Here is a 21,932-nt window from a genome sequence, read left to right on the forward strand (position 1 = left end):
CGCAAAAAAAGGAGACAGGGTGGCCGAACAGCATATCCTTGTGGTGGAAGACGAGGAAAAGATCGCGGCCCTTCACCGGGATTATCTGGTGAACAGCGGATTCCGGGTCACGGTGCTGCACAGGGGCGATACGGTGCTGGCGCGGCTACGCCAGCACCCGCCGGATCTGGTGCTGCTGGATCTGATGCTGCCCGGCATGGACGGGGTGTCCCTCTGCCAGGAAATCCGCAGATTTTCCGACGTGCCCCTTATCATGGTAACAGCGCGGGTGGATGAGGTGGACCGGCTCATCGGACTGGAAATCGGAGCAGACGACTACATCTGCAAACCCTTCAGTCCCAGGGAGGTGGTGGCCCGCGTGAAGGCCGTTCTCCGTCGTCTGCGGCCCCCGGAAAACCCCGAGATCCTCACCTGGGGTCCCATCTCCCTCAGCACCCCCGCCCACGAGGCCATGATTTCAGGAACTGCCCTGAAGCTCACGCCCAGTGAATTCGGCCTACTTCGGATTTTCATGCAACGGCCCGGCCGGGTTTTTTCCAGAAACGAGCTGCTTCAGCAGGTTCAGGGCTCTGATTTTGAAGGCTATGACCGTACCATTGATTCCCATATCAAGAATTTGAGGAAAAAAATCGCGGCCATGCTTCCCGATCAGGAAGTCATCGCCTCCGTGTACGGGGTGGGCTACAGGCTCAGTGAGATAAGGTCGTGAAGACACCGGGACCGGAAATACGTCTCCGGCCCGGTGTGAAAAAAGCCCTTTCAGGCAAAAAGACCGGAAAGGGATCCCGAGCCTGCCGTTGCTGCATAAAGGCCCATGGCCCCATAGGCCTGAAGCCCCGCCTGCCGGATTCCGGCGGATACGGCACTGTTATCCCCTGAGGGTGGCATGGGAGGCATCCCCCCTTCGCTTTTCCGGGATTCGGCGTAGGCCGTCAGCTCCGCAGAACTGGCGTATCCGTCTCTATCCGTATCCATGGCGACCCAGAGTTCCTCGTCAAAACCCGATTCCTCAAGGCTCAACTGACCGTCACCATCGGCATCCAGCTCTCCCATGAGGCTCGCAGCCATGTCCTCGGAAGAAGGAGGAGGCCCCATGCCTCCGGGAGACCCGCCGCCCTCCCTGCTTCCTTCCGGCGGAGGCGGCGGCTCCATAACGTAACGGCCCAGCGTTTCCTCCAACCCTCCGGCCACTTCCTCTGACGAAACCTGCCCGTCTCCGTCCGTATCCAGGGCACTCCAGACCTCTTCAGACAATCCCGATTCCTCAAGGGTGAGCAGGGCATCGCCATCCGCGTCCAGCTCGGCCATCACCTCTGCGGCCATGTCTTCCACAGAATAAGGCGCTCCCATGCTCCAGTCCACCCCGCCCATGGGCGGAGGCGGCCCCAGGGGCGGCCGCTGCCCTTTTTCCTGAACCCTCTGCAAGCTGCTGGCAGCTTCCGCTGCCGACTCCGATCCCGCACTGCTCCCGTTGCCCGCTTCCGTCAGACCGGCAAGAACGCTTCCTCCCGAATACCGGCTCTGGATGCTGTAGGCATAGGAACGGGTACTCACACCACTGATCATCTCCGCATCCTTTCCTTACAGGTGATCTTCACGCCCGCTTTTCAGCAGACATAACGTTTTTCACATGCAGCTGAGGCATCCCTCCTTCCGTTTCAGGGTGTGGGACAGATCTGCCAGGGGATAAAAAATCCCTATTTCATCTTAAAAAGAAAAAATGGAGGGAATGTGTAGAAAAAGTGGGGATACGGGGGGATAAAAAATTGGGATATGGAAACTCCGGATTCTTTTCGCCGTTTTGGGAAAACCTCCGTTAAAAACCAACCGCACGCTTTTATTTTCAGAACCCATACTTCCGGGTGAAGCCTCCGCCCAGGGCCTGGTGGCTGATGAGAATCAAAATGCCCTCAGCCTGGCGCTCACGGAGCATGGCGAGAAGGGCTTCAGCGGTAGGGCCGTCCAGTCCCTCAAAGGGCTCGTCCAGAATCAGGATGGGGGTTTTCATGAGAAGCAGGCGCGCCAGGGCCAGTCTCCTGGCCTGACCACCGGAAAGGCCCGCACCATATTCTCCCAGCAGGGTATGGAGCCCCTGGGGCAGCGTTTTGGCCCAGTCCGCAAGCAGCACCGCTTCCAGCACTTCCCAGAGAGTTTCATCGGAGGCCTGGGGTGAGGCAAGGCGCAGATTCTCCCCAAGGCTCAGGGGAAAAAGATGGATCGCCTGATCCAGAAATCCCACATGGCGGCGCAAGACCTTCTCCTCCACCTCTTCCATGGGAATCCCGTTCACAAAAACCTTGCCTGAAAAGGGCCTGAGCCATCCCCCCATAACCGCCGCAAGGGTGGATTTGCCGCAGCCCGAAGCCCCCTCCACCCAGAGACTTTCTCCTTTGTGCAAAGAAAAGGAAACCCCGTCCGGCCCGCTCAGGGCCCCATCAAAGCGCGCGCTGACGCTTTCAAGGCAAAGCCTGGGATCACCCGGAAGCGCTGTGATTCTTCCCTTGTTTTCCCCATCCTCCTGCGCCGCTTCCCGCAGGCGCGTCCTTGCGCTGTGGGTAAAACCCTGGGCCTGAAAGGTCTGGGAAAGGGAAGCCAGCACCTCCTGAAGTCCCAGAAGAACACAGGAAAAGCCCACAAGAAGGGCGGAAGAAAAAAGGCCCTCCTGCACGGCCCTTCCTCCGTACAGCACCATCATCCAGAGCCCTGCGGAAAGAAAAAGAAAAATGAGAAGCTGAGCCAGAATCCCAAGACCCTGCAAGCGCCACTGATTGTGGAAAAACTCTCCGTCCAGATGCCAGAATTTCTCCAGCCTCTCCCCAAAGCCTCCTGTGGTACGCAGGGTGATGAGGCCAGCGAGGGTTTCAAGCAAAAACTGTCTGCGTTCTCCGGCTTTCCGGGTCTGCATGCGGGATAAGGCCAGGGCCGGAGAAGAAAAGACAAAGGGCAGTACGCCTAAGATCAAGACCAGCACCCCCGAAAAAATCAGGGCCAGGGGAAAAGAAAAGAAGAAAAGAACCAGCAGAAACAAAAGTCCCAGAAAAATCGACCATATCCAGGGCGCCAGTCCGCGCAGAGGCCACTGATCCAGAAGATCAATGTCCGCCAGCATGCGCTGCATAAGTTCTCCACTGCCCAGACGGGTCAGCCGGAAACGATCCTTCCGGGCAAGGGCGTCAAAGAGCCAGAGTCGCAGACGGGCAAGGAGCCGCAGGATGCCATCATGGGAAACGATGCGCTCTCCGTACAGGGCCAAAGTCCGGGTAATGGCAAGAAGCCGGATCAGAGCTGCGGGCTGAAGATAATTGAAGGTATGGAGGGTGGAAAGACAAAGACCCGCCACACCCGCTGCGGTGAGAAACCATCCGGAAACCGCCAGCAGAAAAACCGAAGCCGTCAGCCCCAGAGCCCCCAGCGCCAGTCCCGCAAACCCCATGATTCCCTGCTGGGAAATAAGAGAGCTTAAAGCCAGCTTTTTCTCTACAACAGGTTTCATTCCTCACCCTTTCCAAAGCCATGCCTCCCCATGGTGTCAACCTGAAGAGGATGGCAAGCGCCATATGGTCTGCTGCTATCTGTCGGCTTGTCTTCAATGAGACCTTATGCTAAGCCTTCCGAAAAGAAAAAAGGCTTGATCCTGATTCCATAGCCTCTTCCGGCATCAGGCTTTAACATTTTTTCGATGACGACATACCGCATCCAAGGAGAACCAATGGCGGTAGAGACAGAGTCAATGGCCAACGAAGATACCTTTGAGGGAGAAGAAACCCTCGGTGCGGAGTTAAGAGAAAAAAATTCTTCCCCTGAATCAGACACGGCGGAAATCTATCCTGATGCCCTTGTCAATATTGCTGCGGAAAGCACTTCCGTTTTCCAGCTGAAGCGTAAATACGACAAAGAGCCTCCCCTCATCAAGCTTGATCCGGACTTCCAGCGCCACACCGTCTGGACAGCCCAACAGAAAAGCGAGCTGATCGAATCCATACTCATGGGTATCCCTCTTCCCCTGATTTACGTAAAAGAAGATGATCGGGGGGTCCATATCGTTGTGGACGGCCGCCAGCGTCTGACCACACTTTTCCAGTTTATGAACCATGAATTCCCCTTACAGAAACTCACCATCCTCAAAGATCTGAACGGCTCATATTTCAGTGAAAGCACAAAAAACGGAACCCGTTTTTCAAAGCATCTGAGCCAGGCGCAACAAACTAAAATTGAAGACTGCCAACTGACTCTGCATATCATCAAGCCACCAACCCAGGACCGTGTCACCTTTGATCTGTTTGACCGGGTCAATCGAGGGGGGACACGCCTGAACAATCAGGAAATGAGAAATGCCATCTACCAGGGGGCTGCGACAAAACTGCTGAATCATCTGGTTGCACTTGACAGTTTCAAATTGGCAACTGAAAATTCTGTAAAATCCGATCGAATGAAAGATAAATACCTTGTTCTCCGGATGATTGCCTTTTACCTGTGGCGCAAAAAAAAACTTCTTGCGGTCAAAGAACCAGGATTTCCTCCCGTGGACTACCGAAGTGATATGGAAGATTTTCTTGGTAAAACCATGCTTTTTCTGAATCATCCGAAGGGCGGCATTTTCTGCTCAGAATTCCCCCCTGTATTCGACAAACTCATGCAGGCATGCAAAACACTTTTGGGCAAAGGCTGTTTCCGCTTGCCCAAAGCAGGCAATGGCCCCCGTCGCCCCATCAATATGGCTTTGTTTGAAACCGTGAGCTATTTCATTCTTGAAGTCATGGATCAGCCCATAGAAAAACATCCGCTGATAAAAAAGAGCTTTGAAACGCTTCTCGTAGACGAAGAGTTCCTGCGATGTACAAGTTACACTGTGGACAGCAAAGTCAGTATAAACCACCGATTCGAGTCCATAGAAAAAAAAATCCAGGAGATACGAAATGATTGAAACCATTCAGATAAAAGGCTTCAAATGTTTCAGTGAGGCTGAAATCTCCTTGAGGGGTATGAATATTTTTGCGGGCACCAATTCCTCCGGCAAATCTTCCGCCATTCAGGCTTTCCTTCTCCTGTGTAACAATGCCCTGAAAAATGCGCCATCGCCACTGAATGGCATGTGGTTGCGCCTGGGAACCTTTGACGAATGCCGCAATCACCGCACAGGTGCACGCAGTTTTCAGGTAGGCGTTGCAAACGGCAAAGACTTTTTTCAGGCGGAATTCTGTGCCGCAAATGAAGACAGCCAGGACACTCTTGTTTCATTCAACCATGAAGCACATACAATACAGAATTTTCTGAACCTTGAAAAACGGCATGTATATTATTTACCCGCAAACCGTATCGGGCCTGAAGATCTATATCTGAAAAATTTTGACCAGGTAAATTTTCTTGGGAACAGATGTGAATTTATTGTAGATTTTCTATACAGAAACCGGAAAAAAAATATTGCTCCTGCGCTCATTGCAGATACAGCAAGTGTTACACTGGAACATCAGGTCAACCACTGGCTCGGCAAACTGTTTGGGATAAAAAACAGAATCCATGATCTGGGTCTCAGCAATACACTTTCACTGGAATTATCCCTTCACAACAGCAAGGCTGTCCGTCCTTACCACATGGGCTCCGGAGTCAGTTTTGCCATGGGCGTACTGATCGCATGCCTCAGCGCCGATCCGGGTGACATTGTCATCATCGAAAACCCGGAAATCCATCTGCATCCCAAAGCCCAGTCCGAGCTGACGGCCTTTCTCTGCTTCGCCGCCAATGCCGGAATTCAGATTATTCTTGAAACCCATAGTGACCACGTATTCAACGGAGTCAGAAAAGCCATCGCAAAAAAAGAGATTGCCCATACCCTGGTGGCCATCCACTTCTTTCAGCTTGACGACAATGCGTGCGCCCAGAATATCCTCATACCGCTCAATGCGCACGGTCGCAGCATGACCCATCCCAAAGGACTCTTTGACCAGTTTGATGATGATCTTGACCAGATTCTGGGGCTCTGACATGCAAATTCTCTTTAAGGAATATCAAAATACAATCAATCAAAACTATCGCCACATGAAAACATACAAATTCAGGGTATCGCAAAAGTTCCGATGCCACGGATTTCGAAAAAATGATCTTTTCATGGTGATCGGCTTTGAAACCGACCATAAACGAAGTGACAGAGGCTAAAAAAACAACCACTACCCACACTACACATCTTCAACCTGTTTTAAGCTTTCAAAACAAATCATTACCCAACCCTCCCCTCCTCCACCCGTACCAGAAAATCGAGCCACTCCAGCCCTTCCAGGTGGTGGGTGGCCAGGATGAGGGTTTTTCCCGCACTGAGCCGACCGAGATGCGTCCGCACCGAACGGGCCGTTTCCGGGTCCAGGTGGGCTCCCGGTTCATCCAGTATCCAGAGCCAGGCATCCTGCAAAAGGGCCCTGGCCAGAGCAAGACGCTGCAGCTGCCCACCGGAAAACCCCAGCCCCCCTTCACCCATGGGACTCTCCAGCCCCTGGGGCAGGACCTCAAGAAAATCCAAGGCTTCAGCAGCTTTCAGGGCTTCCCGGAGTGCCTCCTCCGAAGCTCCGGGCCGGGCAAAGCGCAGATTCTCCGCAACGGTTCCGGAAAACCACTCCGGCCGCTGCCCCAGCCAGGCAATCTGTCTGCGAAAAAAATCCACATCCAGGGTATCAAGGGGCCGATCTTCAATAAGAATACGCCCTTCCGAAGGAAGATCAAAACCCAGGAAAAGCTGAAGAATGCTGGTTTTTCCGGCACCGCTGGGCCCCACAAGTCCCACCCTCTGACCCGGCCGGATGCAAAGATCCACATTCTTGAGAATGGGCTCCCTCCCATCCATGCGTAAATCCACCCTTTCCATGCGAAGACCGGGAGGCCCCGTCAGCGTGAGCCGCTCCCCGCCGCATGCAGGAAGAACCGCCTTCATCCTGATCAGGGGCAGAAGGGCTGAAGCCGCAGCAAAAGCCTGGGCCTTTGCATGGTAATCCGCACCAAAACGACGCAGGGCCATGTAATACTCCGGAATAAGCAGAAGAATGAAAAGGGCCGACTCCAGGGGGACGGGAACCCGTCCCCTGTCCCAGGGCACATGGCCAAGAAGCCCCATACCGAGATAAACCGCCACAAGGGCGATGGCAAGGGAAGCAAAAAGCTCCAGCACGGCGGACGACAAAAAGGCAAGGCGCAGAACGAAAAGGGTTCGTTTTCTGTAGGCTTGTGCCGAGGTGGCGAGCTTTTCCCTGGCGGCCTCCAGGGCGTTCAGCTGACGCAGTACGGAAAACCCCGCCAGGAGATCCCGCATACGACCCGCGAGCAGGGCCAGAGCCTGAAACTGCCTGCGACCGGCCCGGCCCGCCTCTTCACCGACAAGAATCATGAAAAAGGGAACCAGAGGGGCTGTGAGCAGGAGCAGAAAGGCCACAAGAAGGCTGTGGGGCCAGACCGCCAGCACGATGATGAAAGGGGTTACAACGGCCAGGATCTTTTGGGGAAGGTAGCGCACCACATAGTCATCCATGGCGTCCACCTGCTCCAGCACCAGAGCCGAAAGGACGCCATCCCCTGCGATGCGGCTTCTGCGGGGACCTGCCCCCACAATTTTTTCCAGAAGCTCCCGCCGAAGCTGCTTACGGAACAAGCGCCCCGCCTTAAGACCAAGGCCGTCCTTTGCCGCAAGAAAGAAGGGGCGCAGCAGAAGGCAAAGCCCGAGAAGCCAGAAAGTCCGCATCTCAAAACGGGATTCAAGGGCCAGTCCCACCAGCAGGGCAGAAAGAAAAAAGCACTGCAACACCATGAGAACCGAAGCCAAGGCACCCATAAGGCCGGAAAACCAGAGCAGCCCCCGCACCCCTTTCACCTTTTCCTGCAGCCAGAGGCGGGCCTCTTTCTCCATTGTGTTCTGATTTTCTTTCAAAAGAGTTTTCTTTCCTTAAGCGATTTCCTGAAATAAAAACATCTTATACACCCTCCTCCTGAAATGAGGTTTACCCACACTTCATCCGTCTCATTCACACTCCCCCACCCATCATATCCGAACATGCTGGCATCCACAGCAAATTCAGATGATTATCGTTTATATCGGAACGTTTTTACGGGTACTGACACACCCGGTTTGCCCCTCGCCCCCGGCCCCCCTCCCAATGGGGGAAAAAAACAGAGGTAAACGAATTTCCACGCAAAAACCCGGATTGCGATTTTCAGCCCGGATGCGCCCCCCATGCCGACGCACGGCCTGCCCCGTGATGGCCAACCCAAGCCCCACGCCGCCCGTGCGCCGGTCCCGATGATCCTCCACCCGGTAAAAGGGCTCAAAAATGCGCACAAGAGCCTCTTCGGGCACGCCGGGGCCGGGGTCTTCCACGCGCAGCACCACCTCTTCACCCTCCAGGGAAAGAAAAACCCGGACTTCCTCCTCCTCCGGCGTATGTCTAAGGGCATTGCGCACCACATTTTCCACAGCCCTGTGCAGGAGGGTGGGAAAGCCCTTAAGCCCAAGATCTTCCGCACCGGAAAAGACCACGGAACGCCGCTCTCCCTGGGCCTCAAAATCCGCATCCGCCACAATGTCCATGACCAGGCGGGAAAAATTCATGGATTCCGGAAGATCGCCCTCATCCTTTCCCGAGGCCAGACGGGCCAGGGTGAGGATTTCTCCGATCATGGCATTGAGACGCTCCATCTCCATTTCCATGCGCAGAAAGGCGGCCCCGTTGCCTCCATCCTTCCTTGCAAGCTCAAGTGCCACGGCCATGCGGGCCAGGGGCGAACGCAGCTCATGGGAAATATCCCGCAGCAGTCGGTCTCTGGCTTCCAGAAGATCCGCCATGCGGGCCGTCATGGCGTCAAAGTCCCGGGCTAAAAGCCCCAGTTCGTCTCTGCGGTTGCCCAGATCCGGGGCCACCCGCACCAAAAGATCGCCCGCCGCCACATTGCGGGTTGCAGAACGCAGCCTTGCAATGGGCTCCGTGATATGCCTTGCGATGGCCCAGCAGAGCAGAACAGCAAGGAAAATGGAACTCCAGAACCGGATCCCCAGGTCCTTGGGAAAACGAAACAACAGACGTTCCGCATGGGGAGGAAGGGGCACCAGCGCCGCCATGAACCAACGTTCTCCCTTGTGAAGAACCGGCGTCAGCACAAAAAGCTCCTCACCCACAAACTGCACCACCCCCTCCCTTTCTCCGGCAACCCGGCCAAGGGCGTCGGCAAAGGCCGGAGGTGGCGTGTCGCCGGTAACCGCTGTCAGATCCGGATAAAGAAGCCAGGTTCGGGTGCGCATTTTTTCCAGAAAACGCCTTCTGTAATCCTGATACCCCGAAAGCCCTTCATCCTTGAGTACGGCCACGGCTCCGTATCCGTACAGCTCCATGGACTGGCGGAACATCTCCTGCCGCTCCTGGCGCACCCGCTGCCGGTGTTCGCCCCAGGGCCCCTTGGATGCGGTGAAGGCGAGAATGAGGGAAAGGGCCATGCTGGCCAGGGTGAAGGCCAGAAACCCAAAAAAAAGCTTGAAAAACAACCGATGCATGGTCACTCCCTTCAGGAAGCCGCATAAAGATATCCCACACCCCGGATGGCCCGGATACGCTCCACGCCGTCGGGCCTTGGCCCCAGTTTGCGACGCAGACTGCTCACATGCACATCCACACTGCGATCGTAAACCCCAAGGTCTCTGCCCAGCACCTCGGAGGAAAGAAACTCCCGGCCCAGGGCTTCACCCGCATGGCTGAGAAAAAGAGCCAGAAAATCAAACTCTACCATGGTCAGGGAAACCATCTCGCCCCCTCGCAGCACCCGCCTGCTTCCGGGATAAAGCCGAACATCCCCCAGCTCCACAGGGCGGCTCTCTTCCATCCCTCCTGAGCCTTCCCCATCACCGCCGCTGCGGCGGAGAACGGCCCGGATCCGGGCCACAAGCTCCCTGGGGTTAAAGGGTTTACCGAGATAATCATCCGCGCCGATCTCAAGGCCCACAATGCGGTCCACATCCTCGCCCCGGGCCGTCAGCATGACCACAGGCAGGGTACTCTTCATCCGCAATCTCCGCAGGACCTCAAGCCCGCCCATGCCGGGCATCATTACATCCAGCACCACAAGATCCGCATCTCCGGTCAGCGCTTTTTCCAATCCTTCAGCCCCATCCTGAACGCCTTCCACAGCAAATCCTTCTGAACCCAGATATTCGGCCAGAAGGGCCGTCAGCTCCCTGTCGTCGTCAATCACCAGAATCCGCAGCATATACGCCTCCCTTTTAAGCATGCCATCATGCCAGAGACCGGCCTTTTCCGGCCGTAAATAATTGTAAAGGGATTCTGCGTCCTGCTTTACCCAAATTCACGCCCCTTTACGCGAAAAAGGGGTATCTTTTTTAAAATTCCGGTTTTTAAAATTCCGGAAAAAATCCTTTTCCGCTTCATTCCCATTCATCCAGGAGGCCTGCCATGAAAAAAAAATTCTCCCCCCTCATCCCCCTTGCCCTCATCCTTTTCCTTCTTCCGGGTTTTGTCCTGGCCTATGGCGGTAAGGGGCATGACCAAAGAGATCCTGAACGCATGGCGGATCGTCTGGAAAAACACCTGGATCTCAACGCCACCCAGAAGGAAGCGCTCAAACCTCTTCTTTCCGAAATGATGGAAAAACGTCAGGCGCTGATGGAGGATTTCCACCAAAAGGCCAAAGCCGCCATGGAAGCTCTGGATGCCGAAGAAGAAACAAAACTCCAAGGTCTTCTCAACGAGGATCAGATGGAGGCTTTCCGCAAGCTCCGGGAAGAAAGACGGGAAAAAATCATGGACCGGCATCCGGGCAGGGGCAAGGGGCATCCGGGTCTCAGATCCCAAGGATCTTGAGGCCACTGAGCCTTTTTTGCAAAGCTCTGCCTGTCCCAAACCAGGGCCTCCCATGGAGGGAGGCCCCTGGACCTTTCCTTACCCTCCGGATTTTCCCCTTTCTGCCAGAAAATCCGCCACAGACTGACACGTCACGCCCATGGCTGCGATGTCCCGGATATTGGATGCTGCCACCTCTTCCGTCTGGGCGGATGTGGCATCCACCACGCTGGTCACATCGTAGCCCAGGGCCAGGGCGTCAAAGATGGTGGTGCGGATGCACACGGGATACTGGGTGCCGCAGACCACAAGGCGGGTCACCCCGAGTCGACGGAGCATGAAATCCAGCTCCGTCTGCATGAAGGCGCTGAACCTGCGCTTTACCAGCACATACTCCCCTTCAAGGGGCTTCAGTTCATCCACAATCTCCACTCCCCGGGTACCCGGAACGGCAAAGCCCCCCTGCCTTGTGAAAAGCTCCATGCGAAAAGCCTCCACATCCACACCATCTGTGCGATGCTCCCGGATCACATGGATCACAGGACGTTTTTCTGCACGAAAAGCATCCAGAAGCCTCCGGATGGCAGGAAGGGTTCCCGCAGCTCCGGCAATGCGCAAAGGCGCTTCCGGAAGCACAAAATCCTTTTGCATATCGATGATGACAAGGGCCAACCTTTCTTCTTTCATAACCTTCCTTTCGCCTGAAAAAAGATTCCCCCAAACCCGCCACAGACCTCAGCCAGAGGCTCTGAAGGGCTTGGGTCCGCATCCTGAAGCCCAAGACTTTAAAAGGATTTTCCCATGGACGAGGACGCAGGCGGATGCTATGAAAAACGCATCCACCCCATGCCCTGCCCAAGGGAACACCCTTGCATGGCTTTACCTTTTTTTCCACCCATGAAAGGCCAGGTCCATGAAAAAATCCCTATGGATACTCATTCTTTCCCTTTTTTTCCTTTCCTTTTCCGCCTACGCTCAGACAGAAAGCCACACCTGCCGCCTTGCGGCTTCCATTGTGAATGACGGCTCAGGCGACAGCATCACCAAAAAAAGCGGTGGCAATTACGCAGCCATTCTGCTCGATACCCTTCAGGATGAGGACATCCTGACCGTCACCAATACCTCCGGAACACTCCGCTATCTCACCCTGCACGCCCGTTATCAGAACGGTGTCTGGAAAACCATCTACACAGGACCCCTCACGGAATTTCCTGTCAGCACCTACCTGGCCACCTACAAAAAAGACCCCACCTGCACCCATGTCATTGTTTCCGTCAATGGCGCCCATGAAAAATACGATCCCCTTGCCTGCAAGGCCAACATCCGGATCTGTTCCGTCCGGCCAGAAAGCCCCAGCGCCACGGTGACACCCGCCCCTGCCCTGCGGACCCGGAAAGTGGCTTTCAAGACCCACAATGGGCACTTTCTCTGTGCAGAAAGCGGCGGCGGCCAGGCCCTGGTGGCCAACCGCTCCCACGCCAGGGAATGGGAAACCTTTACCCTCATTCCCATGCCCGGTGACAACAAGGTCGCCCTCCAGGCCTACAACGGCCAGTTCGTCCGCGCAGAAGGCGGCGGAGGCCGGGCCCTGATCGCAGACCGCACCACACCCGGAGAAAATGAAACCTTCACCCTGGTCCGCATGGCCGGGGAAAACAGCATTGCCCTTCAGACCGCCAACGGATTGTATGTCTGCGCAGAAAACGGCGGCGGTGGCACCGTGGTGGCCAACCGACCTGCGGCCAGCACCTGGGAGACCTTCACCCTCATCCCTCTGGAGTAAACCTTTTCCTATACCTGAGGGGGCTTTTCAGAAGCCCCCTGCCCTCCTTCTTTCAGGCCCAGAGCCCAAAACGCTTCTCAGGGGTCCGGAATTGTCGCTTCCTTGCCAAAGACCCTTCCCACTCTTCTCACCCCGCCCTTCATGTCTTCGAGGATCAGATACAGAGCCGGAACCTGCACCAGAATGATCAGGGTGGTGAAAAGGATTCCGAAACCCAGACTGATGGCCATGGGAATAAGAAAACGGGCCTGCATGCTGGTTTCAAGGATCATGGGCATGAGACCGCAGAAGGTGGTGAGGGAGGTCAGCAAAATGGGCCGAAGCCGCCGCTCTCCGGCCTCCAGTACCGAAGCTTCCGCGTCCAGGCCCTTCGCACGATTGACGTTGATGCGGTCCATGAGCAGCAGGGCATTGTTCACCACAACTCCGGAAAGGGCCACAATACCGAACATGCTCAACATGGTCAGGGGATAGCCCATGAGCAGATGCCCCCAGATGGCACCCACCACGCCAAAGGGAATGGACACCATGATGAGAAGGGGCTGACCATAGCTGTTCAGGGGAACGGCCAGCAGCACATAGATGGCCACAAGGGCCAGCAGAAAGCCCTCCTTCATGCTCTCTCCCACCTTTCTCTTCTCCTTGTCCTCGCCGCCGAAGGAAAGGCCTAAGCCCGGATGGTCCGCCAGCAGGGCCGGAAAAATATCGGCTTTAAGGGCTTCAAGGATCTCGCCCGCATTGGCTTTGCCGCTGTCCACACTGGCGGTCACATGGGCCACCCGCTTCTGCCGGTTCCGGGCAATGAGGCTGTAGCCCTGGCTCTCTTCAATGTCCGCAGCCATGGAAAGGGGCAGGGAAAGGCCTTCGGCCGTGCGGACCCTGAAATCCTCCAGATTCCGGAGAAGTCGCCGCTCGTCTTCGGGATAGCGCACCATGACCTTCACCTCATTGCGGCCGATCTGAAGGCGCAGGGCTTCCGCCCCATAAAAGGCGGCCCGCACCTGACGGGCAAGATCCGTTTCCGTGAAACCCAAAGTCCGGCCGCTGTCCTTCAGCCGCAGCTTCAGTTCCCGAGCACCCGCCACCAGGCTGTCCTCCACGTCCCGCACACCGGGATAGGCTCCGATGGCCGTTTTCAGATCTTCGGCCACCTTTTCCAGCACGGCAAAATCCCCATGGGTGGCCTCCACATCAATCTGTGCGCCCATGCGGATCAGGTTGGTCTGAAAGGTGAGGGATTCCACACCGGGAATCTCGTCCACCCGCTGCCGCCACAGATCCCGCACCTTTTCGCTGGATACGGCCCGCCGCTCTGCGGGAACAAGGCTCAAGACCACCTCGCCGATATGGCCACCGCTCTGAACCTGCCCGTCATTGCCCGGCCCCATGGCTGCCATGGACGCGCCCACCTGGGCGTAAAGGCTCCGCATCAGGGAGCTTTCCCCTTCTTCCGCCTCCACCGCCGCAACGGTCTCCATCCCCAGCGCCATCAGCCTGTCCACCAGAACGCGGGTCTCTTCCACAGCCGTTCCCGGCGGCATGCGCAGGGAAACCCGCACCTGATCGCCCTCCACCTCGGGCATGAACTGGAACTTCACAATACCACCGCCCACAAGGCCCAGGGTAATGAGGAGAGCCGCCACGCCGCTGGCTGCGGTCAGGTAACGGTTTTTCATGGCAAAGGCCAGAACGCGGGAAAAGGGGCCGGAGCTGAAGCCTTCCAGAGCGCCTGAAAATTTCCCCCAAAGACCCGCCATTTTTCCCGAGGTTGTGGTTTTGCGGATGGAAGCCAGATGGGCGGGCAGCACAAAGAGGGATTCCACCAGAGAAACCAGCAGGATGGCGATGACCACAATGGGCACATCCCGCATGAATTTTCCCATGGTTCCGGCAATGAAGGCCAGGGGCAGAAAAGCCGCCACCGTGGTGAGTACGGAAAAGGTCACGGGCAGGCCCATCTCCTGTACGCCCTCAATGGCGGCGGTCAGCCTGTCCATGCCCTGCTGGCGTTTTTCATAGACGTTTTCCCCCACCACAATGGCATTGTCCACCACAATGCCCAGCACCAGAATAAAGGCGAAAAGGCTCACCATGTTGATGGAGGTGTCAAAGAAGGGCATCACAAAAAGCCCACCGAGAAAACTCACGGGAATGCCCAGCATGACCCAGAAGGCCAACCGGAAATGAAGAAAAATCCCCAGCACACAGAGCACGAGAACAAGCCCCAGCTTCGCGTTCCGGAAAAGAAGATCCATACGGCTTTCAAAAAGCTCGGAGGTGTCATTCCAGACCTCCACCCGCAGGCCCTGGGGCAGAAGACGATTTTCTTCCGCAGCATAATCCAGCACTCTCCGGGCGATCTCCAGGGGCTTCTGGTCTCCGGTGCGAAACACCTTGATCATGGCTGCGGGTTTTCCGTTATAGCGCGCCGCCACATCCGTTTCCGCAAAGCCCTCCCGGATTTCCGCCACCTCTCCCAGTCTCAGGATGCCGCCGTCAGCAAGGGCCATGAGCCGGATATCCGCGTAGTCCCGTGCAAGGTATTTTTTCTCCTTGGTTCTCAGGAGAATCTCCCCGCCCTGGGTGCGCAGTTTGCCGCCGGGAAGATCCAGGGAAGCGGCCCGCACCGCCGCCGCCACCTGATCCAGGGTGAGGCCGTAGCGCCTTAAGGCTTCCTCCCGGATCTCAATGGCCATCTCGTAATCCCGCAGGCCGTGCAGCTCCAGCTGGGTGATCTCCGGAAAATCCAGAAGCGCCTCCCGCATCCTTTCCGCCTGTTCCCTCAGGGTGCGCTCGGACACCTCCCCCCAGAGAACAAGGCTCACCACTTCAGCAAGGTTGAGCATTTTGGTGATAACGGGTTTTTCCGCCTCTTCCGGGAAGGTGATGATGCGGTCCACCTCGCTTTTCACCTCATTGAGCACCCGGTCCGCATCCACGCCTCCGTAAAGCTCCGCCGTAACGAGCCCCAGACCCTCGGAAGCCGAGGACCGCACCTCGTCAATGCCGTCAATGCCGGAAAGATTCTCCTCAATCTTGAGCAGCACCCCTTCCTCGATCTCCTCGGGAGAAGCGCCCGGATAGGCCACCTCGACACGGATTCTGTCCAGGGAGATTTCCGGAAAAACCTCCTGTTTCACCCCCAGCCCCTTGATGAGGCCGCCGGCCACAAAGACCAGCATGAGAAGGTTGGCCGCCACATGGTGCCGCGCCATCCACGCCATCGCGGATTTCATGGCCTATTCCTTTCCGGCTTGCGCCGCCCGGAGTTTCATGCCTTCCACAGCTCCGCCAATGGCGGAAACCACAAGATCCGTCCCTTCGGGAAGGTCTGTGCGCAAAAGCACCCGGCCCCCTGTCCTGCGCAGTACCTCAACCTTTTCCATGCGCAGGGTTCCGGCACTGTCCATCCACCAGAGACGGCTTTCCTCCCGCAGGACGGAAGCCTCGATATCCAAAACCCTCTCCGCCACCCTGCCGGGAATGAGGGCCTCCACAAACTGGCCTGCGTTGAGGGCACTGTTTTTTTCCCGAAGGCCATAGGGATCGGGAATACGGACCAGAATGCGGGTCATGCGGCCCTTGGGCTCCACATCCCCCAGCACCCGAAGCAGCACACCGGAACGCCGGGCCTGGGGCGCTTCCGGAATCCGGATCTCCACAGGCGTATCGCCCTCCGCGCCGGGTTCCGGCAGCAGAAGCCAGTCCAGATCCGAAGGGGAGAGCGAGAGCAGAAGATCCGCCGATGCCGTGGCCGCCACCTGCATCACAGACTGCCCCGCCATGAGAAAGGAGCCCGGAGCCAGGGACTGATCCATCACCCGAAGATCAAAGGGCGCTTTCACCGTACACCGGGCCATGTCCCGCCCATGCCGGGCCACCGCCGCCCTTGCGGCGGCCACAGCGGCTTCGGCCTGCCTGCGCTGGGGTTCCCGCAGCACCAGGGGCGAATCCGGTGTTTTTCCCGGATGACTGAGATCCCAATCCGCACGGGCCGCCAGTCCCCGGCCTTCCTCTTCCAGCAGGAGAGCCTCGGTGCGGGCCAGCTCCGCTTCCGCGGCCATCCGCGCCAGCCGGTAGTCCGTATCATCCAGCACAAAAAGGATTTCATCTTTTCCGATGAAACCGCCCACTTCCAGCCGGGGATGAAGATGCAGCACCCGGCCGCTCACCTCCGCGGCGATGGCCGCCTCACGGCTGGCCGTCAGCGTTCCCGTGGCCCGCACCCGAACGGGCACATCGGAAAGCGCAAGACTGCGGGTTTCCACAAGAATTCCCGGAGACTCCGGAAAAACCGGCTGTGGTCTTTCCCGATTGGCAATGAGAAAGCCCATGATGCCCGCCCCCGCCGCCAGCACCAGCAGGGGAAGAACGCCCTTTATGAATCCCCGGCCCGCTTTTCCCATGACCCTTTGTTCCCTGTCCCCTTGTCCCCCGTCCCATTGTCCCATGATCCCTTCCTTTTTTCCCTGGCAGGCGTCAGGTCCACACGCCTTCTTTTCCTGTTCTTTTTTCATTTCCGGAAATGCCCTTCCGATGATCGGGCAGATTCCCTGCCCTCCTGTGCAAGGGTCTCGGCCAGAGCCCCCGAAGTCCAGGAGCCCCCAAGACTCCGGGCAAGGAGAATGCGCTGGCGCAGAAGCTCCAGCCGGGCACCCACCACGGCCTCTCTGGCCTCAAGATCCCGGTTTTCCGCGCTGAGGTAGTCCGCATACCCCCAGACGCCCTTTTCATACCGGAGGCTGGCCTGGGAAAACTCCAGCGCCGTCTGCTCCTGCTGGCGTTTTCTTGCCGCAAGCACCCTTTCCTGAGCCTCATTACGCACCAGGGCGTCAGCCATTTCCCGAAGTCCGGTGAGAAAGGTCTGTCGCCAGGCATCCACCGCACCTTCAAGGGCCGCCTCCTGGGCCTTCACCAGGGCTTTGCGCCGCCCCCAATCCACCAGCGGAGCGGCAAGGGAAGCACCGAGATTCCATGTGATTCCGGAAAGATCCGTGACCCCTGTTTCCTCATGGGCCCAGCCCGTCCCGGCTTTCAGCTGAAACCGGGGAAATCGGTCGCGGATGGCCATGGCCACATCCTGATCCGCCGCCTCCACCCGCAGCCAGGCGGCCTGAACATCGGGCCGCTGGCGCACCAGATCCGAAGGCAGGCCTTCCTCGTAAAAAAGAGGCGGTTCCGCGGGAAGGTCTTTGTAAGTGGGAAGCTCCGCACCCGGCCCAAGGCCGGAAAGCACCGAAAGGGCATGCCCATGCACCTTCAGGCTCGCTTCAGCGTCCGCAACCCCTGCCTCCAGCACGGCAAAGGCCGCTTCGGCCCGGGCCAGCTCCGAAAGGGCCAGAAGCCCCCGTTCATAGCGCTGCCGGGTCCAGGCCAGAAGATCCGAGGAGACCAGCAGCTTTTCCCGGAGAAGGGTAAGGCGCAGGGCTCCGGTCTGATACTGAAAATAAAGGGTTCCTGCCTCTGCGGCCAGCATCCGGTACAGGCTCAGAAGATCCGCCTCCGAAGCCCCGGCCAGAAAGCGGGCCTTGTCTTCCGCAGCCTCCAGCCGCCCCCAGAGATCCACCTCATAGGAAGCGGCCAGGCCCAGGGAAAGGGTTTCTTTTTCCTTTCCCGAAACCAGCCGGGATTGGCCTGCGCTGAGATCCCCATCCAGCTTCGGCATCCTGGCCGCAGCCTCGCTTCCCATCAGAGCTCTGGCCCTTTTCAGACGGGCCAGAGCCTGCATGGCTTCGGGATTGCGCAGGGTACGCTCCACCACACGGGTCAGTTCCGGATCATCAAAAACCTCCCACCACCGGGCTTCAGGCTCCAGAGTCCCAAAGCTTCTCGCAGGCGCGGGAAAATCCGGACCCGGCGCAGGCGCATCCAGGTCCAGGGACGGCCTTGGAGTACAGGAAAAAAACATCAGCGCCAGCATCAGCATCAGACAGCCCCGCATGGTCATACCCCCTCCATCCCCCGGACAAGAAAACGGATCAGGCTTTCCGTCACCGCTTCCACGTCCAGTTTTTCCGGAAATTCCCGGATGATACGAATAACGGGATGACTGCCATGCAGACAGTGCACCGTATGCAGCATGGCGCCGATGACAAACTGAAGTCGCATCACAACCCTTTCCATGGGAAGGTCCGGGAGCGCTCCACAGAAGGCCGACACAAAGGCCAGGATGGCCCTGTCCATGTATTTGTGGAAGATGGCCTGAAGCTGGGGATCCGGGTCCGTCACCATGCGGGCGGCCAGCACATGGAAACGCAGCTCCGGCCCCCCCTGCACAAGCCCCCGGATCGTGGGGGCAACGAGCGCCCGCACCAGGGGCTCCATGGGTGGCTTGATCCCCTGCCTTTCCGCCTCCAGCAGCACCGCCTCCAGCAACGCCATGCGCTCTTCGTTAATGGGCACGATTCTCCGTTCGATCACCGCCTCCAGCAGTTGTTCCTTGGAGCCGAAGTGGTAGTTCACCGCAGCCGCGTTCACTCCTGCCATCTGTGTGATGGCCCGGATGCCAGCACCCCTGAACCCCTGTTCCGCAAAAAGCCTTTCAGCGGCATTGAGAATGCGATCTTTGGTATTGCTTTCTTCCATGGGACCTCCATGACACACCCGATTCAATCAAACGATTGTTTTAATCTTTTGTATGAAATTACCCCTGCCTTGTCAAGACCCCAAAAAAACTCTCAGCACAAGGGAAGGCTCAGCGCCAGACCCCGGCTGAATCACACGAAAATCCCACCAAAATAAGGGACCTTGGGTCTTTTTTCCGAAAAGCCTGCAATTGTCTCGCCTGCCTTCTGTTTCTTTTTTTTAAAAAACTGTACCCATGGGGAAAGAAAACAATTGTATCTGTTTTTTTTCCACCAAAAGCTTAGGCTGGGATCCATGAATACGAAAACGCAGGACAAAAAATACCGCTACGAAGAAATCCACGAACGCATGACCCGGCTTGTCAGCACCGGCGTCTACCGTCCCGGAGAGCGGGTTCCCTCCATCCGGGAACTGAGCCGGAGCATGGGCGTGAGCCTCAACACCGTCAAGCAGGCCTATCTTCTTCTGGAAGACCAGCGCATCCTCGAATCCCGTCCCCAGTCCGGCTATTATGTGCGGCCCAGGGGCTTTGACCTGCCCCGGCAGCCCGCCTTTTCCGGTCCGGACCTTGCGCCCGCAGCCGTACCCACAGAACACATTTCCTCCCAGATCCTGCGCCACGCGGCCGATCCCCGCATGCTGCCCTTTGGGGCGGCCATCCCCGCCCAGGACTGCGTTCCCTCAGCCCGACTCTCCGCAATGATGGCTGCCCAGTGCCGTAAATTCAAAGCCGAAAGCACCGCCTACGCCATGCCCCCGGGCAGCCTGAAGCTGCGGGTGCAGATTGCCCGCAGGCTGACACTGGCCGGCTGTGACCTGGATCCTGATGAGATTCTCATCACCTCCGGTGCCTGTGAGGCCGTCTTCCTGGCCCTCCGCGCCCTGTGCAGACCGGGCGACACCCTGGCCATCGGCTCGCCCATCTACTTCAATTTCCTTGAAATGTTCCGGGAACTTTCCCTTAAGGTCCTTGAGATTCCCTCTTCTCCGGAAACAGGACTCTGCCTGGATACCCTGGAAAAGGCCCTGCAGACCCAGAGTCTTGCGGCCTGCCTTGTGATCTCCAACTTCAATAACCCCCTGGGAGTCACCCTATCCGATGAGAAAAAAAAGCGGCTCGTAGGTCTCCTTGCCCGCCACGGCGTCCCCCTGGTGGAAGACGACATCAACGGAGATCTTTCCTTTGCCAACACCCGTCCTTCCGTGGCCAAGGCCTGGGATCGAAACGGCCAGGTTCTGCTCTGCGGATCCTTTTCCAAAACCCTTGCCCCAGGATACCGCGTGGGATGGCTGGCCGCAGGAAAACACCAGGAAAGGGTGATCAGGCTCAAGATGATCTCCACCCTGGCCTCGGCCACGCCCACCCAGCTTGCCGTGGCTGAATTTCTCCAGTCCGGAGGCTATGAGCATCATCTGCGCCATATCCGCAAAATGTACGCAAAAAAAACAGCGGACATGGCCGAAGCCATCCGCCAGCTTTTTCCCCAAGGCACCCGCATCACAAGCCCCCAGGGCGGCTTCACCCTCTGGGTGGAAATGCCGGAAACCTGTGACGCCATGCAACTCTATCAAAAGGCCCTCTGCGCAAAAATCAGCATTGCGCCGGGCACCCTTTTTTCAACCACAGACCACTACCGCCATTACGTCCGGCTCAATGCAGCGGCCTGGTCCGAAGAAACCGCCTGGGCCGTGGAAAGTTTAGGCAAAATGGCCGCTTCCATGGACACATCCTAAAAAAAAAGACGCCCAATCCTTTGCCCTATACGATTTTTCCCCTTTCCCCATTGCGGAGTTTTCCATGCGTAATCTCTTCTTCTATGCCCTCACCGTTCTCATCTGGGGTTCCACCTGGATTGCCATCACCTTTCAGCTGGGCGAGGTGGACCCTATGGTTTCCGTGGCCCTGCGCTTCACCCTGGCCGCCCTGCTTCTGCTCGCCTTCTGCGCCCTGACCCGGATCCGGCTGAAATTTCCCCCCAAAGCCCACTTGGCCATGGCCTGCCAGGGTTTCTTTCTCTTTGCCCTGAATTACTGGTGTTTTTATCTCTGTGAACTTTATATCCCCAGCGGTCTCGCCGCTGTGCTCTTTTCCACCATCGTACTGATGAATGTGGTCAACGCTGCCCTGTTTCTCAAAAACCGGGTGGACATGCAGGTGCTCTGGGCCGGAGCCCTGGGCCTCAGCGGCATTGTTCTCGTCTTCCGACCGGAACTGGAAGCCTTTCACCTGTCTGACAAGGGCTTTGTGGGGGTTCTTCTCTGCCTGGCTGGTACCTGGCTGGCCTCCATCGGCAACATTCTTTCCGCACGTAATCAGAAAAAGGGCCTTCCCATCCTCCAGACCAATGCCTTCGGCATGGCCTATGGCGGCCTCTTCATGCTGTGCTTTTCCCTGGCTTCAGGGAAAAATCTCATGCCTCCCCTCACCCTTTCCTATATGGGGGCTCTGTTTTACCTGGCCATCTTCGGCTCCATCGTGGCCTTTGGCTGCTATCTCAGCCTTGTGGGCAGCATCGGTCCGGAACGGGCCGCTTACGCCACCCTGCTCTTTCCCATTGTGGCCCTTGTCTTTTCCACTTTCTTTGAAGGCTACCAATGGACCCTTTCCGCAGCCTGCGGTGTGCTCTTCATCCTCAGCGGCAACTTTCTTATGATGCGCAAGAAAAAAAAGGAGCCCCAGCCAGCCCCACGAACCCAGCCCCAAGCCTTGTCAGGAACCGATACCCTGAAACAGGCCGCATAAA

17 protein-coding genes are annotated in these 21,932 nt (G+C 57.3%); 7 read left to right on the forward strand and 10 right to left on the reverse strand.

The features are described 5' to 3' along the window. Window positions 1-19: 19 nt before the first annotated feature. A complete protein-coding gene (locus RBR60_RS02420) occupies window positions 20-709 on the forward strand; it encodes a response regulator (protein WP_320354160.1) in 690 nt (229 codons plus the stop codon). A 50-nt stretch (window positions 710-759) separates the two neighbouring features. Here the strand turns inward: RBR60_RS02420 and RBR60_RS02425 are convergent, their stop codons facing one another. Further along, on the reverse strand, window positions 760-1,566 hold the full coding sequence (locus RBR60_RS02425) for a hypothetical protein (protein ID WP_320354162.1): 807 nt from the start codon (window positions 1,564-1,566) through the stop codon (window positions 760-762). Window positions 1,567-1,843: 277 nt separating this feature from the next. After that, on the reverse strand, window positions 1,844-3,493 hold the full coding sequence (gene cydC, locus RBR60_RS02430) for a thiol reductant ABC exporter subunit CydC (protein ID WP_320354164.1): 1,650 nt from the start codon (window positions 3,491-3,493) through the stop codon (window positions 1,844-1,846). Window positions 3,494-3,679: 186 nt separating this feature from the next. On the opposite strand from cydC, the gene RBR60_RS02435 reads away from it, so the two are divergent. Further along, window positions 3,680-4,924, forward strand: coding sequence for a DUF262 domain-containing protein (locus RBR60_RS02435; protein WP_320354166.1), 1,245 nt, complete (start codon window positions 3,680-3,682; stop codon window positions 4,922-4,924). Further along, window positions 4,917-5,981: an AAA family ATPase gene (locus RBR60_RS02440; protein ID WP_320354167.1), complete on the forward strand. Its 1,065-nt coding sequence runs from the start codon at window positions 4,917-4,919 to the stop codon at window positions 5,979-5,981. The genes RBR60_RS02435 and RBR60_RS02440 overlap by 8 nt, the downstream gene beginning before the upstream one ends. 233 nt (window positions 5,982-6,214) lie before the next feature. Here the strand turns inward: RBR60_RS02440 and cydD are convergent, their stop codons facing one another. The 3 genes from cydD to RBR60_RS02455 all read right to left on the reverse strand — a co-directional run bounded on the left by cydD (window position 6,215) and on the right by RBR60_RS02455 (window position 10,230). Then, window positions 6,215-7,906: a thiol reductant ABC exporter subunit CydD gene (gene cydD / locus RBR60_RS02445; RefSeq protein WP_320354168.1), complete on the reverse strand. Its 1,692-nt coding sequence runs from the start codon at window positions 7,904-7,906 to the stop codon at window positions 6,215-6,217. A gap of 159 nt (window positions 7,907-8,065) precedes the next feature. Next, window positions 8,066-9,520 (reverse strand): ATP-binding protein, encoded by a 1,455-nt coding sequence (locus RBR60_RS02450; RefSeq protein WP_320354170.1) that lies wholly within the window; start codon window positions 9,518-9,520, stop codon window positions 8,066-8,068. A gap of 11 nt (window positions 9,521-9,531) precedes the next feature. Continuing rightward, window positions 9,532-10,230 (reverse strand): response regulator transcription factor, encoded by a 699-nt coding sequence (locus RBR60_RS02455; RefSeq protein WP_320354172.1) that lies wholly within the window; start codon window positions 10,228-10,230, stop codon window positions 9,532-9,534. 203 nt (window positions 10,231-10,433) lie between these two features. On the opposite strand from RBR60_RS02455, the gene RBR60_RS02460 reads away from it, so the two are divergent. After that, a complete protein-coding gene (locus tag RBR60_RS02460) occupies window positions 10,434-10,841 on the forward strand; it encodes a hypothetical protein (protein WP_320354174.1) in 408 nt (135 codons plus the stop codon). A gap of 78 nt (window positions 10,842-10,919) precedes the next feature. On the opposite strand, the gene RBR60_RS02465 is transcribed toward RBR60_RS02460, so the two are convergent. Then, the gene (locus tag RBR60_RS02465; protein WP_320354175.1) at window positions 10,920-11,507 is read right to left on the reverse strand and encodes an isochorismatase family cysteine hydrolase; all 588 of its coding nucleotides are present in this window, start codon (window positions 11,505-11,507) and stop codon (window positions 10,920-10,922) included. Window positions 11,508-11,733: 226 nt separating this feature from the next. On the opposite strand from RBR60_RS02465, the gene RBR60_RS02470 reads away from it, so the two are divergent. Next, window positions 11,734-12,603: a hypothetical protein gene (locus tag RBR60_RS02470; protein WP_320354176.1), complete on the forward strand. Its 870-nt coding sequence runs from the start codon at window positions 11,734-11,736 to the stop codon at window positions 12,601-12,603. Window positions 12,604-12,680: 77 nt separating this feature from the next. Here RBR60_RS02470 and RBR60_RS02475 read toward each other — a convergent pair whose 3' ends face one another. The 4 genes from RBR60_RS02475 to RBR60_RS02490 form a co-directional block, all read right to left on the reverse strand. Next, window positions 12,681-15,839 (reverse strand): efflux RND transporter permease subunit, encoded by a 3,159-nt coding sequence (locus tag RBR60_RS02475; protein WP_320354178.1) that lies wholly within the window; start codon window positions 15,837-15,839, stop codon window positions 12,681-12,683. Window positions 15,840-15,842: 3 nt separating this feature from the next. After that, window positions 15,843-17,054, reverse strand: a complete 1,212-nt coding sequence (locus RBR60_RS02480; RefSeq protein WP_320354181.1) for an efflux RND transporter periplasmic adaptor subunit — start codon at window positions 17,052-17,054, stop codon at window positions 15,843-15,845. Between the two features lie 62 nt (window positions 17,055-17,116). Beyond that, the gene (locus RBR60_RS02485) at window positions 17,117-18,550 is read right to left on the reverse strand and encodes an efflux transporter outer membrane subunit (protein WP_320354183.1); all 1,434 of its coding nucleotides are present in this window, start codon (window positions 18,548-18,550) and stop codon (window positions 17,117-17,119) included. Further along, on the reverse strand, window positions 18,547-19,188 hold the full coding sequence (locus tag RBR60_RS02490; protein ID WP_320354184.1) for a TetR/AcrR family transcriptional regulator: 642 nt from the start codon (window positions 19,186-19,188) through the stop codon (window positions 18,547-18,549). Before RBR60_RS02490 ends, RBR60_RS02485 begins: the two co-directional genes overlap by 4 nt. A 294-nt stretch (window positions 19,189-19,482) precedes the next feature. Between RBR60_RS02490 and RBR60_RS02495 the strand changes: the two genes are divergently transcribed. Both RBR60_RS02495 and RBR60_RS02500 read left to right on the forward strand, forming a co-directional pair. Further along, on the forward strand, window positions 19,483-20,922 hold the full coding sequence (locus tag RBR60_RS02495) for a PLP-dependent aminotransferase family protein (protein ID WP_320354185.1): 1,440 nt from the start codon (window positions 19,483-19,485) through the stop codon (window positions 20,920-20,922). A 64-nt stretch (window positions 20,923-20,986) separates the two neighbouring features. Continuing rightward, window positions 20,987-21,931 carry a DMT family transporter gene (locus RBR60_RS02500; protein WP_320354186.1) on the forward strand — a complete coding sequence of 315 codons (945 nt, stop codon included), beginning with the start codon at window positions 20,987-20,989 and terminating at the stop codon, window positions 21,929-21,931. Window position 21,932 lies beyond the last annotated feature (1 nt).

It is taken from the genome of Desulfobotulus sp. (assembly GCF_034006065.1).
Classification (GTDB): domain Bacteria; phylum Desulfobacterota; class Desulfobacteria; order Desulfobacterales; family ASO4-4; genus Desulfobotulus.

Excerpts from the sequence above, each read along its gene's own strand:
- RBR60_RS02440 (WP_320354167.1), top strand. The coding sequence starts at position 4,917 with ATGATTGAAACCATTCAGATAAAAGGCTTCAAATGTTTCAGTGAGGCT.
- RBR60_RS02470 (WP_320354176.1), top strand. The coding sequence starts at position 11,734 with ATGAAAAAATCCCTATGGATACTCATTCTTTCCCTTTTTTTCCTTTCC.
- RBR60_RS02480 (WP_320354181.1), bottom strand. The coding sequence starts at position 17,054 with ATGGGACAATGGGACGGGGGACAAGGGGACAGGGAACAAAGGGTCATG.
- RBR60_RS02425 (WP_320354162.1), bottom strand. The coding sequence starts at position 1,566 with ATGATCAGTGGTGTGAGTACCCGTTCCTATGCCTACAGCATCCAGAGC.
- RBR60_RS02500 (WP_320354186.1), top strand. The coding sequence starts at position 20,987 with ATGCGTAATCTCTTCTTCTATGCCCTCACCGTTCTCATCTGGGGTTCC.
- RBR60_RS02490 (WP_320354184.1), bottom strand. The coding sequence starts at position 19,188 with ATGGAAGAAAGCAATACCAAAGATCGCATTCTCAATGCCGCTGAAAGG.
- RBR60_RS02455 (WP_320354172.1), bottom strand. The coding sequence starts at position 10,230 with ATGCTGCGGATTCTGGTGATTGACGACGACAGGGAGCTGACGGCCCTT.
- RBR60_RS02450 (WP_320354170.1), bottom strand. The coding sequence starts at position 9,520 with ATGCATCGGTTGTTTTTCAAGCTTTTTTTTGGGTTTCTGGCCTTCACC.
- RBR60_RS02435 (WP_320354166.1), top strand. The coding sequence starts at position 3,680 with ATGACGACATACCGCATCCAAGGAGAACCAATGGCGGTAGAGACAGAG.
- RBR60_RS02495 (WP_320354185.1), top strand. The coding sequence starts at position 19,483 with ATGAATACGAAAACGCAGGACAAAAAATACCGCTACGAAGAAATCCAC.
- cydC (WP_320354164.1), bottom strand. The coding sequence starts at position 3,493 with ATGAAACCTGTTGTAGAGAAAAAGCTGGCTTTAAGCTCTCTTATTTCC.
- RBR60_RS02485 (WP_320354183.1), bottom strand. The coding sequence starts at position 18,550 with ATGACCATGCGGGGCTGTCTGATGCTGATGCTGGCGCTGATGTTTTTT.
- RBR60_RS02460 (WP_320354174.1), top strand. The coding sequence starts at position 10,434 with ATGAAAAAAAAATTCTCCCCCCTCATCCCCCTTGCCCTCATCCTTTTC.
- RBR60_RS02465 (WP_320354175.1), bottom strand. The coding sequence starts at position 11,507 with ATGAAAGAAGAAAGGTTGGCCCTTGTCATCATCGATATGCAAAAGGAT.
- RBR60_RS02475 (WP_320354178.1), bottom strand. The coding sequence starts at position 15,839 with ATGAAATCCGCGATGGCGTGGATGGCGCGGCACCATGTGGCGGCCAAC.